17 protein-coding genes are annotated in these 17,468 nt (G+C 74.0%); 8 read left to right on the top strand and 9 right to left on the bottom strand.

Annotated elements, in window-relative coordinates; all coding sequences use genetic code 11:
• Positions 1–185: 185 nt before the first annotated feature.
• Positions 186–680, bottom strand: a complete 495-nt coding sequence (locus B086_RS0109435) for a DUF664 domain-containing protein (protein ID WP_018566169.1) — start codon at positions 678–680, stop codon at positions 186–188.
• 85 nt (positions 681–765) lie between these two features.
• Positions 766–1,392: a methyltransferase domain-containing protein gene (locus B086_RS0109440; RefSeq protein WP_018566170.1), complete on the bottom strand. Its 627-nt coding sequence runs from the start codon at positions 1,390–1,392 to the stop codon at positions 766–768.
• Positions 1,393–1,669: 277 nt separating this feature from the next.
• Here B086_RS0109440 and B086_RS0109445 point away from each other — a divergent pair, with 277 nt between their 5' ends.
• A complete protein-coding gene (locus tag B086_RS0109445; protein ID WP_018566171.1) occupies positions 1,670–2,485 on the top strand; it encodes a restriction endonuclease in 816 nt (271 codons plus the stop codon).
• Between the two features lie 16 nt (positions 2,486–2,501).
• Here the strand turns inward: B086_RS0109445 and B086_RS0109450 are convergent, their stop codons facing one another.
• The 4 genes from B086_RS0109450 to B086_RS0109465 all read right to left on the bottom strand — a co-directional run bounded on the left by B086_RS0109450 (position 2,502) and on the right by B086_RS0109465 (position 8,258).
• On the bottom strand, positions 2,502–3,953 hold the full coding sequence (locus tag B086_RS0109450; protein ID WP_234029281.1) for an amino acid permease: 1,452 nt from the start codon (positions 3,951–3,953) through the stop codon (positions 2,502–2,504).
• A gap of 94 nt (positions 3,954–4,047) precedes the next feature.
• Positions 4,048–4,881 (bottom strand): M55 family metallopeptidase, encoded by an 834-nt coding sequence (locus tag B086_RS0109455; RefSeq protein WP_018566173.1) that lies wholly within the window; start codon positions 4,879–4,881, stop codon positions 4,048–4,050.
• A complete protein-coding gene (locus tag B086_RS39650; protein ID WP_051115797.1) occupies positions 4,878–6,266 on the bottom strand; it encodes a diaminopimelate decarboxylase in 1,389 nt (462 codons plus the stop codon). Before B086_RS39650 ends, B086_RS0109455 begins: the two co-directional genes overlap by 4 nt.
• Before the next feature lie 291 nt (positions 6,267–6,557).
• Positions 6,558–8,258, bottom strand: a complete 1,701-nt coding sequence (locus tag B086_RS0109465) for a PucR family transcriptional regulator (RefSeq protein ID WP_018566175.1) — start codon at positions 8,256–8,258, stop codon at positions 6,558–6,560.
• A gap of 319 nt (positions 8,259–8,577) precedes the next feature.
• Here B086_RS0109465 and B086_RS0109470 point away from each other — a divergent pair, with 319 nt between their 5' ends.
• From B086_RS0109470 to B086_RS0109480, 3 genes are all read left to right on the top strand, one after another.
• Positions 8,578–9,189, top strand: coding sequence for a TetR/AcrR family transcriptional regulator (locus B086_RS0109470; RefSeq protein ID WP_018566176.1), 612 nt, complete (start codon positions 8,578–8,580; stop codon positions 9,187–9,189).
• 112 nt (positions 9,190–9,301) lie between these two features.
• Positions 9,302–10,531, top strand: a complete 1,230-nt coding sequence (locus B086_RS0109475; protein WP_018566177.1) for a cytochrome P450 — start codon at positions 9,302–9,304, stop codon at positions 10,529–10,531.
• Positions 10,532–10,561: 30 nt separating this feature from the next.
• Complete coding sequence (locus B086_RS0109480; RefSeq protein ID WP_018566178.1) at positions 10,562–10,756, top strand: ferredoxin; 195 nt, start codon at positions 10,562–10,564, stop codon at positions 10,754–10,756.
• Between the two features lie 162 nt (positions 10,757–10,918).
• Here B086_RS0109480 and B086_RS0109485 read toward each other — a convergent pair whose 3' ends face one another.
• Together B086_RS0109485 and B086_RS0109490 are read right to left on the bottom strand one after the other, a co-directional pair.
• Positions 10,919–11,689, bottom strand: a complete 771-nt coding sequence (locus tag B086_RS0109485) for an HAD family hydrolase (protein WP_018566179.1) — start codon at positions 11,687–11,689, stop codon at positions 10,919–10,921.
• 257 nt (positions 11,690–11,946) lie between these two features.
• Positions 11,947–12,903, bottom strand: coding sequence for a ScbA/BarX family gamma-butyrolactone biosynthesis protein (locus B086_RS0109490; protein ID WP_018566180.1), 957 nt, complete (start codon positions 12,901–12,903; stop codon positions 11,947–11,949).
• 109 nt (positions 12,904–13,012) lie between these two features.
• On the opposite strand from B086_RS0109490, the gene B086_RS0109495 reads away from it, so the two are divergent.
• Entirely contained in the window at positions 13,013–13,651 is a 639-nt protein-coding gene (locus B086_RS0109495; protein WP_018566181.1) for a ScbR family autoregulator-binding transcription factor, read from the top strand.
• Between the two features lie 102 nt (positions 13,652–13,753).
• Here the strand turns inward: B086_RS0109495 and B086_RS0109500 are convergent, their stop codons facing one another.
• Positions 13,754–14,833, bottom strand: coding sequence for an alkene reductase (locus B086_RS0109500; protein ID WP_018566182.1), 1,080 nt, complete (start codon positions 14,831–14,833; stop codon positions 13,754–13,756).
• A 116-nt stretch (positions 14,834–14,949) separates the two neighbouring features.
• Here B086_RS0109500 and B086_RS0109505 point away from each other — a divergent pair, with 116 nt between their 5' ends.
• The 3 genes from B086_RS0109505 to B086_RS0109515 all read left to right on the top strand — a co-directional run bounded on the left by B086_RS0109505 (position 14,950) and on the right by B086_RS0109515 (position 17,459).
• Complete coding sequence (locus tag B086_RS0109505; RefSeq protein ID WP_018566183.1) at positions 14,950–15,327, top strand: MerR family transcriptional regulator; 378 nt, start codon at positions 14,950–14,952, stop codon at positions 15,325–15,327.
• A gap of 14 nt (positions 15,328–15,341) precedes the next feature.
• Positions 15,342–15,854: a GNAT family N-acetyltransferase gene (locus tag B086_RS0109510; RefSeq protein ID WP_018566184.1), complete on the top strand. Its 513-nt coding sequence runs from the start codon at positions 15,342–15,344 to the stop codon at positions 15,852–15,854.
• Positions 15,855–16,559: 705 nt separating this feature from the next.
• Positions 16,560–17,459: a CAP domain-containing protein gene (locus tag B086_RS0109515; protein ID WP_018566185.1), complete on the top strand. Its 900-nt coding sequence runs from the start codon at positions 16,560–16,562 to the stop codon at positions 17,457–17,459.
• The last annotated feature ends 9 nt before the right edge of the window (positions 17,460–17,468 follow it).

Raw genomic sequence — 17,468 nt, forward strand, 5'->3', positions numbered from 1 at the left:
GAGTTCCGTCCGGAACACCCGTGGAGACCAAGGAGCTTCGGGCGGGAAGCCCCGTACCGGCGGATGTCCGCCCCGGACCTGTGGGCCGCGTTCCTCGCCTTCCTGAGCTGCCGCCAACAGCTCGCGGAGACCACCGCGGCCGACGTGCGGGACCTCTCGCCGCGGACGGACGTCGTCGTCCGCCCTCAGCGACCGGTCGCCCCGTCGAGCAGTTCGCGGATGATGTCCATGTGCCCGGCGTGGCGGCCGGTCTCCTCGATCATGTGGGTGAGCGCCCAGCGGACACTGGGCGCGGGCCGGTCCGACCGGGGACGGGGTACCGGGGCACCGGCGTCGGTGCACCGGTCCAGGACCGTGTCGGCCTGCTCCACCGCCGTCCGGTAGCGGGCGACGACGTCGGCGGCGCTGTCCTGCGGAGCGGCGTGGAAGGTCGCCTGCCAGTCGGTGACCCGGTCCCCGAGGAACATCGACCGTTCGACATGGGTGAGGTGGCCGAGCAGACCGAGCAGGTTCGTGCCCGAGGGCACCGCGGCGGTCCTGATCCCGGGCTCGGGAGCGTCCTCGACCTTGGCGGCGACCGAGTGCCGTAGGTAGTCGAGGAAACCGCGCAGGGCCTCGATCTCGCTGTCTCCGGTCCGGGGCGGCGGGGTGTCGCTGCGGCGACGGCGCGCGCTGGGCATGGTGTTCTCCTGTGCAGGGAAACGATTCTGACGCCAGGCCAGGCCACGCGCTCGGCTGCCTGGGCACCGCGTGCCGGGAACCGTCTCAGGCGGTGCGGCGGATGATCAGGACGTGGTCGGTGACCTCGGCGGTGCTCCCGTCCGGGCCGGTCGCGGTCCGGCGGGGCGCGTCGGCACGTTCGACCGTCCAGGACACCGGGTCGAGACCGATGCCCTCGGCGACCTCCAGCGGGGACGGGTGGCGCACGTCCGGGTCCTGCACCCAGGACCAGGGCGCGGTCGAGCCGTGATCGACGACCAGCAGCCGCCCGCCCGGCCGCAGCGCGAGAGCGGCGGCGTGCAGGGCGGCGGACCGGTCGAGGGCCAGCGGAGTTTGCAGGTAGTGGGCGCTGACCAGGTCGAACCGGCCGTCCGGGAAGGACGCGCCGAGATCGTGCCGCTCGGCGCGGATCCGGTCGCCGAGGCCGTGCGCGAGGGTGAGTTCGGTGAGCCGGTCGATCGCCACGGCCGAGACGTCGACAGCGGTGACCCGCCAGCCCTGGCGGGCGAGCCACAGCGCGTCGCCGCCCCCGCCGCACCCCAGGTCCAGTACGTCACCGGACGGCAGACCCATGACGGTCTCGGTCAGCCGCGCGTTGGGCCGGGGCTCGGTGGCCACCGGCCGGGCCGCGTAGACGCCGTCCCAGAACTCCAGGGCATCCTCGGTGCTCATCGGGGCACTTCCTCCATCGGTCGCGGTCGTGGAACCTGTCGCGGAACACGCCCCAGCCTTGCCCCGCGCCCCGGATCCGGCACGCGAACTTGCCGATACCGCAAAGCGCTTCGGCTCTCCGGCGCGATGCGTGCGGCGGTGAAACGGGAGAACGGGGGCAGACGGCGAAGGTGATCTTCACACCCGTGGAGATCCGAGGACCCCATGGATCCCCTCGGAGCCTCGCCGGGCCCCTCGGGGGCCGCGGGGATCCGCCGGAGGAGGGAAACCACCCGCCGTGACCGTGCCCACCCGCCGCATACGCGGCAGCAGACTCCGACACCCCGGCCTGCCGCGCTTCGATCTCCGCGCGACCGCCGTGTTCTTCACCCTGCTCGCCCTGCTCCTGGTCGTCCTGGGAGTCGTGGCGCGGGCGGCGGGCGCGGTCGCCGAGCGGCGCCCGGTCTGGACCGTCGTCCTGTGCCTGCTCTGCGCCCCGGCCCTGGTGGCGGGCGTGCGCGGCCGGTACCGCAGGCGCTCGGCCGCGCGGGCCGCCCACCGGGCCGCCGCCGCGCTCCAGGAGGCCACGCGGACCGCGCTCGACGCGCTGGAACCGCCTGCCGGAAGGGAGCGCCCCTCCCCCGCGCCCACGGTCGCCGTCGTCCCCGCCGACGAGCCGGAACCCACCGTCGTCGTCGACTACGCCGCTCTCGATGCCGACGCGTTCGAGCAGGCCGTGGCGGCGCTGTGCGAGCGGGACGGCTGCGGGTCCGTGGAGGTGGTCGGCGGGGCCGGTGACCTCGGCGCCGATGTCGTGGGCGTGGACCCGCAGGGGCGGCGGCTGATCGTCCAGTGCAAGCGCTACGGCGAGGACAACCGCGTCGGCTCCCAGGACCTCCAGCGCTTCGGCGGTACCTGCTTCACCGTGCACGAGGCCGACGTGGCGGCCCTGGTGACCACCAGCGGCTTCACGGCACCGGCCGTCGAGTACGCCGCGCACTGCGGGATCGTCTGTCTGGACGGCGAGGCGCTGCGGGCCTGGAGCGAGGGCACCGGCCCCGCCCCCTGGGAGCTGCCCGCCCCGGCCCCCGGCGCCGGCCTCCCGCCGCAGTGATCCGCACCGCCCGCCGTCAGGGGGTGCGCAGTGCCCGGGGCCGGGCGTCGGTGTCCTGGTCCGCCGCGCTGGCCGCCGGTTCGGGGCGCGGCCCCTTGACCCGGCGTACGGCGTAGGCGATCAGGACGACGGCGAGGCTGCCGAGGCTGGTGAACAGCTGGGTGCGCTGGTCGTGGATGACCGCCATGGCCACCAGCACCACGGCGAAACCCGCCATCACCACCCAGGTCAGATACGGGTGGAACCACATGCGCAGGGTCAGCCGCTCCGGTGCCTCCCGTTGCAGGCGCCGCCGCATGCGCAACTGGGACGCCCCGATCATCAGGTACATGAAGATGGCGATGGCTCCGGAGGAGTTGACCAGATAGCTGAAGACGGTGTCCGGGGAGAGATAGGCGAGGACCACGGACACCCAGCCGACGACCGTTCCCGCGAGGATGGCGCGCACCGGGACGTTGCGCTTCCCGGTCGACGCCGACCAGGCCGGGGCGTCTCCGTGGGCGGCCAGGGCGAGCAGCATGCGGGAGGAGACGTAGACGGACGAGTTGAGCACGCTCAGCACGGCGGTGAGGATCACGATGTCCATGACGGTGCCGGCGCCGGGCAGGCCGATGAGGTCCCAGGCCGCGACGTACGGGCTGGCGAGTACCTTGGCGCTGTCCCACGGCACGATGGTGACGACCAGCACGATCGAGCCGACGTAGAACAGGATGATCCGCCAGATGATGCCGGTCGTGGCGCGGGCGACGGAGCGTTCGGGTTCCTTGCTCTCGGCGGCGGCGATGGTGACGATCTCCGCTCCGCCGAAGGCGAAGATGACCACGACGATCGCCGAGAAGATCGACGTGAAGCCGTGCGGGGCGAAGCCGCCGTGCGCGGTGAGGTTCGAGAAGTCGAAGGAGCTGCCCGGCCACGCGCCGAAGACGTACAGGCCGCCGACGATCAGGAAGGCGACGATGGCGGCCACCTTCACCGAGGAGAACCAGAACTCGAACTCGCCGAAGGAGCGCACCGACAGCAGGTTCGTCGCGGTCATGACCGCCATCAGGCCCATCGCCATGACCCACAGCGGCAGTCCGATCCAGGCGTGCAGGATCGACGCGCCCGCGACCGCCTCGACGGCGACGATGATGACGTAGTAGTACCAGTACAGCCAGCCGATGGTGAAGCCCGCCCAGGGGCCGATGGCGGTGCGGGCGTAGTCGGCGAACGAGCCCGCGGACGGCCGGGCCACGACCATCTCGCCGAGCATGCGCATGGTGCACAGCACGAGGGCGCCGGCCAGGCAGTACGAGATGATGGCGGCCGGGCCCGCGGCCTTGATCACCGAGCCGCTGCCGACGAAGAGCCCGGCGCCGATGGCACCGCCGATGGCGATCATCGACATGTGCCGGTTGCGCAGGGAACGGCTCAGCTGGGGTCGTGGTGCCGGTGCTTGCTGTGGTCTGCGGGGGTCGGCAGGGGGCACGGGGGTCTCCCTCGGTCGTCGGTTCACGGGTTCACGGGTTCACGGGTTCACGGTCGGGCATACGGGGGGCGCGGTCGTCGGGGACCGGAGCGGGTCAGGTCCAGTCCGCTTCCCGGCCGCCGCCGAGCACCCAGGTCAGGGCGCGGAAGCGGCGCAGCGTCTCCGCGGCGTCGGCCGCCTCGAAGCGCAGGGTGCGCGGGCCCGCCGCGGTGACGCCGGCCAGGGCGCGGGCGCGTTCGGTGAGATAGGGGCTGTCCACGTCGACCTCCACGACATGCGGTACGGGGCGCGCGGCGGGCGGACGCGGGGCCTCGGCGAGCGCCGCCGACGCCGTGGCGCGGATGTCAGCGCCGGTGGCGGCCGGAGTGCGGCAGCGCGCCGCGTGCCGGGAGACCGCCGTCTTGACGGTGACCGTCCGGCAGCCGGGCGCGTACCGGCGGGCCGCGGCGCAGGTGAGGTCGTCACCGGTGACCAGGACGACGGGGACGCCCGCCTCGGCGGCCACCAGGGCGTTGAGGCGGCCCTCGTCGGCCGCTTCCCCGTCGACCCGTACGGCCAGGACGCTGTGCGAGAGATACGTGTGCGCGAGGACGCCGTCCTCGCCCGCGCCGGTGTGGTAGCCGACGAAGGCGACCGCGTCCACGTCGGCGCCGAGGCCCTCCATCATGCCGAGCGGCTTGTGCCGGCCCACGATCAGAGTGGCGCGCGGGTCGAGTTCCTCGATCAGGATGTTGTCCATGCCGCAGTGGGCGTCGTTGACGACGATCTCGTCGGCTCCCGCGTCCGCGAACCCGGCGACGGCCGCGTTGACATCACCGGTGAGCAGCCGCCGGAAGCGCTCGTGGCGCGCGGTGCCCGCGGTCACGTCGGCCGGCAGGACCGTGCCGGTGGCCCCCTCCATGTCGGCGGAGATCAGTACCAGGGTCATGCGGCGGCACCGTCCTCGTGCGCGGCACCGCTTTCCGGGCGGTCGGCGGCCAGCAGCCCGACGAGGGCGTCGGCCTGTGCGGCGCCGCTCTCCTCGACCACCTCGCGCACGGTCTGCGCCGCCCGGACCAGGGCGAAGCGGATCCGGCCCTCGGCGTCCGCGCGGTAGCCGTGGACGGCGGGCCGCGGCAGCGAGTTGTAGGAGAAGTGGTTCGAGAAGTAGTACGCGCCGGTGTCGTAGAGCGCCACGATGTCGCCGGGCGCCACGGGCGGGAGTTCGCGCGCCACGGCGGTGAGATCCCCGGCGAAGCAGCAGGGGCCCGCGATGTCGACGGTCTCCGTCGCGCCCCGCTTGGGGCGGCCCGCGGCGTCGTACACCCCGGCGCGCAGCGGCCAGGCGTCGGGCATGAACACGGTGCGGGTGGCGACCTGGGCGCCCGCGTGGGTGACGGCGATCCGGCGTCCGCCGGCGGATTTGGTGTACTCGACGAGGGAGGCGATCGTGCCGTTCTTGGCGAGCAGCGAACGGCCGAACTCGGTGACCAGGCTGTACCGGCCGTCGAACAGCTCGGGTACGGCCGCGCGCAGTTCGGTGACGTAGTCGGCGTAGCCGGGCCGGTCCTCGTCGCTGTCGAAGTCGACGGGCAGGCCGCCGCCGATGTCCAGCGAGGTGATCTGGCGGCGGCCGAGCGCCGTGTTGATGTGCTCCGCCAGTTCGTGGGCCGCGCGGATGCCCTGGGCGATGAGCGGCAGCGGGCAGCCCTGGGAGCCGACGTGGGCGTGCAGCCGGGTCAGCCAGGGGCGGGCCGCGAAGGCGTCGACCACGGCCTGGACGGCGCCTTCGTCGCGCAGTGCGACACCGAACTTGGAGGTGCTGGTCGCGGTGCTCATCGCACCGATGGCACCGGCGCCCACCTGCGGGTTCACTCGCAGTCCGACGGGACCTCGGGGGGTGTGTCCGGCCAGCAGGACGTCGACGCGCTCCAGTTCCTGGAAGTTGTCCACGTTGAAGGCGATGCCCTGGTCGAGCGCGAACCGCAGTTCCCCGACCGTCTTGGCGGGGCTGTCGAAGACCAGCCGGTCGGCGGTGAAACCGGCCTCCAGCGCCAGTTCCAGTTCGCCGGGCGAGGCCACCTCGCAGCCCATGCCGGCCCTGGCGAGCAGCCGCAGCACCGGCACGAGCGAACACGCCTTGGCCGCGAAGGTGTGCTGCACGGCGGCCGGGCCGCGGAAGGCGTCGTGCAGGCGGTCGACGGCGGCCAGGACACCGTCCACGTCCAGCAGGCCGACGAGGGGCGACCGGGCGTCCAGGAGCCCTTCCCCGACTGCTGCGGCCAGGGCCGCATCGCGCGCCGTACGCCGTCGCCGGGCCGAAGCGGAAGTCACGTTGAATCACACCTCACACATGTGTCGGAAGACGCCTGCCGGAAGCCGCTCGGCGCAGGGCAGGCCGCGGCCGTGCGCCGCGCATCGCCCGGGTTCACCGGGCGGGCCCCGGGCCGCACGAACAGCTTCGGGCGCGGTGGCGGGGCTCGTCTTCGTCCGAGACGACCAGGACTCGCCCTCGGAATGGTCCGGCCCGACAACTGAACGATCTTGATGGCCGACCATCCACCGGGCCGGGTCCGGGCCGGTGGGGGCCTGGACCAGGGGCCGGGGTCAGCTTCCGCGCCCGGGTCAGCCGCCGCGCCGGGCGAGGCGGAGGCCGAGGCCCGCAAGCAGCCGGCCCACGGGGTCGCCCACGTCGACGCCGAACAGTTCCCGGGCGCGGCGCAGCCGGTAGCGCAGGGTGTTGGGGTGCACGTTGAGGCCGCGCGCCGCGGCCCGGGTGTCGCCGAAGGCGTCGAGGAAGGCGGCGACCGACGCGCCGTACGCGGAGCCGTGCGTCCGGTCGTGCGCGACCATCGCGTGCACCGGACCGTTCATCTCCTGCCAGGTGGGCTCGACGCTGTCCAGCACCCGCAGGAGGGCGACCTCGGAGACCACGTCCCGGTGGAGCGCCGAGGCCGAGGTCCAGGGCCCGCCTCCCGCGGCCGCCCGCTCGCGCAGGACCCGTACCACCAGTTCGGCCGACGCGCGGGAGGCGGGCAGCTCCGACAGGTCCGCCGCCCGCTGCCCCACCCCGGCGAAGACCACGCTGTGCGGTACGGAGCGGGCGGCGGCGACCATACGGCGCGCGGGGTCGGCCTCGGCTCCCCCGGCGGCGGGTGTCAGGACGAACAGCCGGCCGCCCGAGCGGGCGCTCACACAGCCCGGCAGATAGGCGGCGGCCTGGAGGGCGAGCAGATCCAGCACACGGTGCCCGGTGGTGTCCGTGGCCGCCGCCGGTGCGCCGGAGGCCGCACCGGGGCCGGACGGGCGCGGACCGGCGGGTCCGCCGGGGTTCCGGGTGTCGTGCACCTCGGCGACGAGGACCGTGTACGGCCCCTCGGGTGCCACGCCGAGCCCGCGGGCCGCCTGCTGCGCGCCGGGGCGGCCTTCGAGCAGGTCCTTCACCGCCTGCTCGCGGCGTCCGGCCTCCTCCCGGCCCCAGGTCTCGTGGTGCACGAGATGCGGTGCGGCGGCCCGTGCCGCGGCCCGCAGCGCCGCCGCCGCGTCCTCGGCGAGCGGGCGCCCGTCGGCGGCGGCCCAGATCGAGCCGAGCACCTCGCCGCCGTGCCGTACGGCGATGGCCAGCCGCTCGGCGTAGCGGTCGTCGGCTGGCAGCCGCACCACGTCGCCGCTGCTCCACAGCGCCGTGAAGAAGCCCCGCTCGCGCAGTTCGGCGACCCGCCAGCGGGGCACCTCCTGGCCGAGGATGGTCAGCAGGCGCAGTGGGTCCGCCGCGTGCTCCAGCCGGGAGTAGGCCAGCACCCGGGAACGCGGGTCCTCGATGGTGATGGCACCGCCGACCAGGTCGGCCACGGTGTTGGCCAGTCCCGCCAGGTCGCCGAGGCGCAGCCCCGCCATCCCGGCCGGGGCAGCGGCGCCGCTGTGCGCCAGGGCGGTGCGCAGCCGGCCCAGCACCTCGGTCCAGTCGGTGCCCGGGGCGCGCAGCAGCAGGGCGGTGCGGCCCCGGGCGGCGACCGCGGCCAGGGCCGCGGGCGGCCTGCGGGCGCCGGAGCGCAGCACCACGGCGGTGGCCCCGGCCCGGTCGGCGGCGCGCAGGACGTCCGCCGCCTCCGGGGAGTCGGCCGACGTGCCCGGGGTGAGCAGTACGTGTCCGGGCGCCGCCCAGTCGTCGTCGCGGTCCTCGCCGACGTCGTGCACCACCACGTCGGCCACCGGGACGTCGGTGCCGAGCGGTGCGGCGACCACGTCGAGCATCCCGGGCCCGGCCAGGGTGAGGAGGTGGGCCAGCGTCGGACCGCCGGGGTGCGGGGTCGGCTCGGGCTCCATCCACCCATTATGTTGCGCGCGGGAGTGCGGGAGCGCGGGTGGCTCCCGGAGCGTCGCGGGTGGTGCGGTGCGCGCCCGGCGCGGCCCGCAGCGCGGGTGCGGACCGGCGCGCGGGTGCGGACCGGCGCGCGAACCGGTGTGAGGGGCGTGGGGGCACATGTGCAGTGTGGGGCGCACACCGGAACACGCGCTCCGGCGCGCAAGCCGGGCGGTGGGTCGGCCAGGGCGGGTCGGCCAGGGCGGGATCCGGCCGCCTGCGAAGTTTCCGATAATGCTCTGCGAGCGGCCGTGACCCCACGGGCGGCGGGAAGGAGCCGAGGTGTCCGACACGTTCAAGCGGCGCGCACCGAGCCGGCGCGGCGCGGGCGGTGCCCTGAAGGAGGAGATCCTGATGGCCGCGGCCCGGCTGCTGGCCGAGTCGGGCCGGGAGGAGGCCCTGTCGCTGCGCGCGGTCGCACGGGAGGTCGGGATCTCGGCACCGAGTGTGTATCTGCACTTCAAGGACAGGTCGGAGCTGGTGGCGGCGGTGACGCAGCGGGCCTACGACCGGCTCGTCGGGGAACTGCGGGAGGCCGGGCGGGGCGACGACGGGCCGCGTGCGGCCGTACGGGCGATGGCACGGCGGTATTGCGCGTTCGCGGTGGAGAATCCGCGGCGCTACCGGCTGATGTTCGGCGTGGAACGGGTCGCCGGGCCGCGCGAGCAGTTGCCCCGGCATCCGGTGTGGCTGGTGCTCGCGGCGTGGGAGGAGGCGCTCGCCGCCTGCCACCGGGCGCGCTCCGCGCAGGTGGACGCCAAGGAGGACGCCCTGATGCTGTGGGCGGCGCTGCACGGGATCGTGGCCATCGCCATGGCGTTGCCCTACGAGGTCGACACGGACGGGATCGAGCAACGGGCGGATGCCGTGGTCGATCGCATGGTGGCCGGATAGCAGCGGCGAACGCCCGCCGTCGTTGACGTCCCGGACCCCGTCCATATAGTTGCCCTGAGCACCTAACACTGTAAGGAGTGATGGGACCGCTCCCTCTGCCGAGGAGGCAGGTATGACCGACACACTGACGGACACGCCGGCCCAGCTGCCCGAGCACCCGATGCCCCGGGCGTCCGGCTGCCCCTTCGATCCGCCCCCCGCGCTCCGGGACCTCCAGGCCGGCCGACCCGTCTCCCGGGTACGCATCTGGGACGGCAGCAGCCCGTGGCTGATCACCCGTCACGAGGACGTACGCGCGCTGCTGGGCGATCCGCGCATCAGCGCCGACCCCAGCCTGCCCGGCTATCCGCACCGCACGGCCGGGCTGAAGGTGCGCGACCAGACCCGGCGCACCTTCATCACCATGGACGACCCCGAACACGCCCGGCTGCGGCGCATGGTGACGGCTCCCTTCGCGATCAGGAAGGTCGAGGCGCTGCGGCCCTCGATCCAGCAGATCGTCGACGGCCTGATCGACGACCTGCTCGCCGGGCCCAGGCCGGTGGACCTGGTCGAGTCCTTCGCCCTGCCGCTGCCCAGCCTCGTGATCTGCGAACTGCTCGGCGTCCCCTACGAGAAGCACGACTTCTTCCAGCGCAACACCAGAGTCATCGTCCGCCGCTCCTCCACGGCGGAGGAACTGCTCACGGCGTCCGAGGCGCTGACCGACTACCTGGACGATCTGCTGACCGTCAAGCTCGCCGATCCCGGCGACGATCTGCTTTCCCAGCTCGCGGTGCAGCGGGTGGCCACCGGGGAGATGACGCAGCGTCAGGCGGCCGAGACGGGCGTCCTGTTGCTCGGTGCGGGCCACGAGACCACCGCGAACATGATCGCGCTGGGCACCCTGGCCCTGCTGCGCAACCCGGAGCAGCTGGCCCTGCTCCGCGACACCGACGATCCCAGGACCGTCGCCGGGGCCGTCGAGGAGCTGCTGCGCTATCTCACCATCACCCACTCCGGGCGGCGGCGCGTGGCGGTGGCGGACATCGAGATCGACGGCCAGGTGATCCGCGCGGGCGACGGTGTGGTCTTCGCCAACGAGATCGCCAACCGGGACCCGGAGGCCTTCCCCGAACCCGACCGGCTCGACCTCACCCGCGATGCCCGCCGCCATGTGGCCTTCGGGTACGGCGTGCACCAGTGCCTCGGCCAGCCGCTGGCCCGCGTCGAGCTACAGGTCGTCTACAGCACCCTGTACTCCCGCATCCCCACCCTCGAACTGGCCACCGGCATGGACCGGTTGGAGTTCAAGCACGACGGCCTGGTCTACGGCGTCCACGAACTCCCGGTCACCTGGTAGCACACCCCTGCGAACGGAACGAGGAAACCCATGCGTGTGGAAGTGGACCAGCCCAGGTGCGTCGCGTCCGGGCAGTGTGTCCTGATGGCTCCCGAGGTCTTCGACCAGGACGACGACGGCATCGTGCTGCTGCTGAGCAGCGACCCGGATCCGGTGCACGAGGAAGGGGTGCGCGAGTCCGCGGCGGTCTGCCCGGCCGCCGCGATCCGGCTGCTGGAGAACTGAGACCGCGCGTCCCCTTCCGCGCGGCCCGGGTGTGTGCGACCCGGGTGTGTGCGCACCGGCCCGCCGATGCCGCTGAACGCACGGCGGGCCGGGCGGTCCTGGGGACTTCCGGAACCGGGCGGGTGCACGCCGTCGCGTGGTCACCGCCCGGTGGCCGAAGGCTCAGCGCAGCACGTCGGCGTCGGTGTCGGGCGGGCCTCCCGGAGGCGGCACGCTCGGCTCGAAGGCGGCACCGGAGCGACCGCGGGTCGCGGGCGGAAGGCCGTTCGCCCAGGCCATGAGCTCGGGGTCCTCCAGGTCGCGGACCCACAGCGAGGACAGGTCGAGGGCGTCCGCGCTGGGGCGGGCGCCGACGCCGACCACGCGCAGTCCGGCCTCCTTGGCCGCCCGGAGCCCGTTGACCGAGTCCTCGACGGCCAGCGCGTTCTCGCCGTTGGAGCCGAGGCGGCGGACGGCCTCGGCGTAGGTGTCCGGGTACGGCTTGGGCCGGATGGGGCCCTCGGGGACGACCACGTGCTCGAAGTGGTGGAGCAGGCCGACCGACTCCAGGCTGAACTCCACGAGGTCCGCGGGGCAGTTGCTGGCCACGGCCAGGGATGCCGTGCGGCTGAGGACGGTGACCAGCTCCCGTGCGCCCGACATGGGCGACGGATCGCGGGCGACCAGGGCGCGGTACGCGGCGAGAAGCTGTTCCGCCAGCTCCTCGGCGCAGTCCGGTCTGCCGATCACTTCGGCCATGAGTGCTCCGCACTCGGTGTAGTGCAGGCCCTTGCTGCGCTCGGCGAACTCCGGGCCGGGAGCGTGGCCGAAGCCGCGCAGGACGACGCCACGGGCGCGTTCCCAGTGCCGTTCGGAGTCGACGAGGGTGCCGTCGCAGTCGAAGACGACTGCCTCGGGTGCCCAGTCGGGATCGAGGGTGTGCTGTTTCGTCATGTGCTTCGCCGTTCTTGGCGTGAGGTGCCATCTGGGGGGTGGGGGCGCCCGTCAGCGGCTCGGATCCGGCCGCTGCGGTGCTTCGCCGGCCAAAGCGCGAAGCACTGCCGATCACGGCCGGTCGGCAGGCGCGGACAGGCGGGCGGCGCGGACGAGAAGCGCCGTCCTGCTTCCGGAACCGGAACATAATGAACGTTACGCTCGACCGGCTCATCTGTAGGCATTTGCCAGCGCAATACGCACTTGTGGGTGACGCCTCACTGGTAACGGAGCACTCCCCCGGCGGTCACCACGCCGCCCTGGCGGAAGCGGAAGACCGCCGTACGGCCGTAGGCGGCGCTCTCCACGACGGCGGGCGGGGCGTGTTCGGTGAAGTGCGACGCGGTCATCCGCCCGCCGAGCGGCCGGACCAGGCGTCCTGCGCTGCGCAGGGCCACGGCCTGCCGCGCCGCCTCCAGCAGGGCCATCCCGGGGACATGGTCCGTCTCGTGGTCGAACAGGAACGGGTGGCGGAGGTCGGCCGGGTCCACCACCAGGGTGCCGCCGTCCAGCGCGACCAGGGCGTCCGCCTCCGCCGGGACGCCGAGCAGGGCCGGCTGGGGCCGGGGGCGGGCGGTGCCCGCGCCGGACGGCGGGGCCGCGCTCACGGTGCGGACCGTCGCGTACCGTTCGGCCGTCAGGAAGCGCGCCCCGCCGTCCGCACGTGCGAACACCTGCCCGCCGCTGCGGAAGTCGGCCCGCAGCCGCATCCGGCGCGGGTGGTCGGAGCCGGGGGCCCCGGTCAGCCCGGTGACCGTGACCCGGCAGGTGATCTCGCTGCCGCCGTGCGGTGCCCGCGGCTCCCGGGCCGGGTCGATCCGGTACGAGACGTCGTCGATCAGGAACCTGTCGGCGGCGGGCACCCCGAAGTGGCACCGCGGGAGGTAGATGCCGAGCTGGCGCACGGTCTCGACGACCAGCCACGGGCTGTGCCGGCTGTCGCGTCCGCGCGGGAACGTCGGGTGCGAGCGCGGCCACAGCGCGGCGGCACAGAAGGCCCGGCGGCCGCAGGGCCGTACGTCGGTCAGCAGCACCTCGGCGACCGAGACACGGTGGACGAGTTCACGGGGGACGGTGCGCGACCAACTGGACGGTGTCAGGCACGTCTCGCCGGCGCCGCAGCCCTGCGGTCCGTCCACGGCACGCGGCGCGTGCGAACTGCGCCCGGAGCCCATGAAGGGATGCTAATAAGACCATTCCGTGGTGCGCATGCCGAGCCTTTCCGGCCTTCCCGCAAATGGGCTATATTCCCCCTCGCGATCTCCCCAAGGGCAAGGAAAACGCGTGCACGAACGGGCGGCTGACACCCGCAGGGCGGTATTGCAGGCAGCCGCGCATCTGTTCTTCGAACAGGGGTACGCGGCGACGAGTATCGCCGACATCAGCGAACTGTCCGCCCGGACCAGCGGCGCCATCTATTTCCATTACGCCGGCAAGGAGCAGTTGGCGCGCGCGGTGGTCGAGGCGCATTTCGCCGCCTGGCCCGCGCTGATCGCCCGCCACGAGAACGTGGGCGCGCCCGCGCTGGAGAGGCTGGTGCGGCTCAGCTACGCGGTCGCCCGCGCGTTCCGCGACGACGTGTTCGTCCGCGCGGGCGCGCGGCTGTGGGCCGAACGCCGGTCGATCAACGTGGAGATGCCCCCGCCGTTCCTGGACTGGATCGCCACGGTGGAACACCTGCTCGACGAGGCCCGTACGGAAGGGACGCTCGCCGCGGGGGCCGAGCCGGTCCGGGACGCGACGACGCTGGTGTCCGCCTTCTTCGGTCTGCACACGCTGTCCGACGCGCTGGACGAGCGGCGTCTCATCGAGGACCGGCTGACCGCCTTCTGGCATCTGATGCTCCCGGCCCTCCAGGGCGCGCCCGCCCCCGCCGCCCTGCTGGACCGGGTCAGGGAGGACACCGCCTCCCTGCCGCGCTGAGGGGCGGGGAGCCGGGGACGTCACCGGGCGCCCCGTCCCGTGCTCCGGCGCCGGCGCGGAGGCCGCCTCGGCGCCGCCGCCGCACCGCGCCGGTGCGGGCGGTCAGCCCGCCGCCGTGTACCGGTGGGTGGGGTAGGTGAGGTATCCGGCGTCGCCGCCCTGGTAGTACGTGCTCTCGTCGACGGGGGCCAGGGGGACACCGGTGCGCAGCCGCTCGACCAGGTCGGGGTTGGCGATGAAGCCGCGGCCGAAGCTGATGAGTTCGGCGCCCAGCCCGAGCCAGCGGTCGGCGTCGGTGCGCCCGGTCTGCCTGGCCCCCATCGGCACCACGGGGTTCATGACGAGGGTGCCGGGCCAGGCCCGGCGCAGCTCCCTGAGCAGGTCCTCACCGGCGGTCGCCTCCAGGTGGACGTAGGCCACGCGGAGCCGGGCCAGCTCGGCGAGGAGCGCGGTGTACAGCTCGGGGACGTCACGCTCCTCGACGCCCCAGAAGGTGCCGCCCGGGGAGAGCCGGATGCCGGTCCGGGCGGCGCCCACCGCGTCGACGGTCGCGGACACCGCCTCGACGGCGAAGCGGATCCGGTGGGCGACCGGGCCTCCGTAGCGGTCGGTGCGGAGGTTGGCGTTGGAGGAGAGGAACTGCGAGATCAGATAGCCGTTGGCACCGTGCAGTTCCACGCCGTCGAAACCGGCGTCCACGGCTCGGCGGGCCGCTCGGGCGTACGCCTGGGCGTGCTCGGGCACTTCGGCGGTGTCCAGGGCGCGCGGCACGGGTGCGGGGCGGGGCCCGGAGGGAGTGAACACGTCGCCGGTCGCGGCGACGGCCGAGGGTCCCACCGGCCGCGTCCCGGTCGTGTCGGGGTGCGAGACCCGCCCGCCGTGCATGATCTGCGCGAAGATCCGGCCGCCGTTGGCGTGCACGGCCGCGGTCACGGGACGCCAGGACACGACCTGCTCGTCGGTGTACAGCCCCGGTGTCCCCGGGTTCGACTGTCCGACCAGGCTCGGCTGCACCCCCTCGGACACGATCAGTCCGGCCGTCGACCGCTGGGCGTAGTACGCCGCCATCGAGGGCGTCGCCAGTCCCCCGGCGGCGGCCCGCACCCGGGTCATCGGAGCCATCACCACCCGGTTGGGCAGGGTCAGGTCCCCGAGCCGGTAGCTGTCGAAGAGGGTCGTCATGTCAGGACTCCGTCGCGCTCTGCCGTGCCCGGCTCTCGGGCACGACGGTTACGCTAGAACCTCACATTGATGTCAGAGGCAAGTGTTGTGCCGCAGGTCACAGAGGTGAGGATCGTATGCGGATCGGGGAGCTCGCGTCGCGCACGGGGGTCAGTGTCAGGTCCTTGCGGTACTACGAGGAGCAGGGCCTGCTCAGCAGTTCCCGCAGCACCGGCGGCCAGCGGCACTACACCGAGGAGGAGGTCGAACGGGTGGCGTTCATCCAGCGGTTGTACGCCGCGGGGCTGTCCAGCCGCACCATCGCCGAAGTCCTGCCGTGCGTCGACGCGCCCAGCGAGGAGCACTCCGACGCCGCGCTGGAGCGGATGGCGCAGGAACGCGACCGGCTCTCCGCGCACATCGCCGAGCTCGCGCGCACCAGGGACGCCCTCGACGCGCTGATGGCAGCGGCCCGGGAGTACCGGGAGCACCTGCGGCCGACCGCCGCCGCGTGAGTACCGTGGCCCCCATGACCGACTGGACCACCCGGCCCGAGACCGCCGCCGACGCCGCCGCCGTGCGCGGTGTCAGCCTCGCCGCCTTCCCCACCCCGGCGGAGGCCGATCTCGTCGACGCGCTGCGCGCCGACCCCGCCGCCTGGATCGACGGGCTCTCCCTGCTCGCCACCGCTCCCGACGGCACCGTGACCGGGCACGCGCTGCTGACCCGGTGCCACATCGGCGACCGGCCCGCGCTGGCCCTGGCCCCCTGCGCGGTGCTGCCCGCGGCCCAGCGCACCGGCGCCGGTTCCGCCGCCGTCCGGGCCGCCCTGGACGCCGCCCGCGCGAGGGGCGAGCACCTGGTCGTCGTCCTCGGCCACCCCGCGTACTACCCGCGGTTCGGTTTCACCCCGGCCTCCCGCTTCGGCATCCGCGCCCCCTTCGAGGTGCCCGACGAGGCGATGATGGCCCTGTCCCTCGACGACACCCGTCCGGTTCCGGCCGGTACGATCCGATACGCCGCCGCGTTCGGCGAGGTCTGAGCCGCCCGCGGCGTCGCCTCCTGCCGCGCCGCGGACCGCCACCCCGACCGGCACGGGCCGGGCGCCGACCGCTTCCACGCCACCCGCCCGGTCGAGGACCACAGGGCGTTCGGTACGGCGCACGCTGCTGCTTCCGCGTGGCGCTCGCGCCCGCACGGAGGCCGACACCACTCCGCCCCGTCCCGGCTCTCCGACCGGTTCCCCGGCATCGAACTCGCCGTGTCCGCCGACCGGTTGCGGCCGCCGCGCTCGCTCGTCAGCGACGGACACCGCACGCCGCCCGCACGACTGCGGCCGGCCCGGGGGCCGTGACATCGATCACAGCGCGTCCGGCTACTACGCCCCGCGGTTAGTAGGCGCCACACCGGGGACATGGGGGACTTGTCCGGCTTGATGCGGATGCGGGAGGCGGTGCGCGGCGGCTCGCCGTGCCGCGCACCGCCGTTCTCCTCCTTCCCGCGCACCGGGGGCTTCTGACGTGTGACCAGGCCCCGGTACCGGCCGGGCTGTGGTGATCAGCACGGACCGCGGCGGCTCCGCAAGGCCGCGCGAGGCTACGAGGGAGCGTAGTAGCACAGCTCTTTGCGTCCCTGCTCGACGCCGTCCCAAGATGACCACTCGCAGGCATCGCCGCAGTTCAGAAGGCGCACTCCGCACGGAGCCACCCGGTGGAAGGCGCTCGGCGACTACCGAGTGAGGTCACGCATGGGCAAGCATCGCAAGCATCAGTACCACCGGCGGATAGCCGTCGCCGCCGTCGCCGTGGGCGTCGTCGGCATCCCGTCCGCCGCCCTGGCCTGTGGCGGCTGGCCGGGCGGCGGAACGCAACAGACGCACCGCGTCGCCGAGGAGATCCCCTCGGTCCAGTGGAACCCGTCCGCGTGGGGCGGCTCCGCACCCGGCGCGGCGAGCGGCAGACCCGCTTCCGTCACCCCGTCCCCGACCGCCGGTGCGGGTACGGCCCTGCCCGGCGCGTCCGCGCCCTCCTCCCCGGCCGCGTCCTCCTCCCCCGGCACCCCGGCCGTGCCGCACCCGCGCGACGCGTCGGCCCGCCGCTCCGCCGCACCCGCCGTCCCCGCCTCCTCCGCGCCCGGCTCCGCCGCGCAGCACCACGGCGGCGCCTCCGCCGCTCCGGTCTCCTCGCACACTGCCCGGCCCACCACGCCCGCCCCCACCACCGCGTCCCCCACCGCCTCCGACAGCCCCGCTCCCAGCGCCTCGGCCCCGTCGGACTCCGCCGCCCAGATCCTGGCGCTCGTCAACAACGAGCGGGCGAAGGCGGGTTGTTCTGCGCTGACCGCCAACCCGGCGCTCGCGGCGGCCGCCCAGGCGCACAGCGAGGACATGGCGGCCCACCGGAACATGTCGCACACCGGGTCCGACGGATCCGCGCCCGGCGACCGGATCACCGCCGCCGGATACACCTGGAGCACCTACGGCGAGAACGTCGCCTACGGCTACACCGACGCGGCACAGGTCATGGCGGCCTGGATGGACAGCCCCGGGCACAAGGCCAACATCCTCGACTGCGCGTTCAAGGAGATCGGTGTGGGCCTGGCCCAGCCCGGCGGCTACTGGACGCAGGACTTCGGCACCAGCCGCTGACCGGCCGCA

Source organism: Streptomyces sp. PsTaAH-124 (genome assembly GCF_000373685.1).
Classification (GTDB): Bacteria; Actinomycetota; Actinomycetes; order Streptomycetales; family Streptomycetaceae; genus Streptomyces; species Streptomyces andamanensis.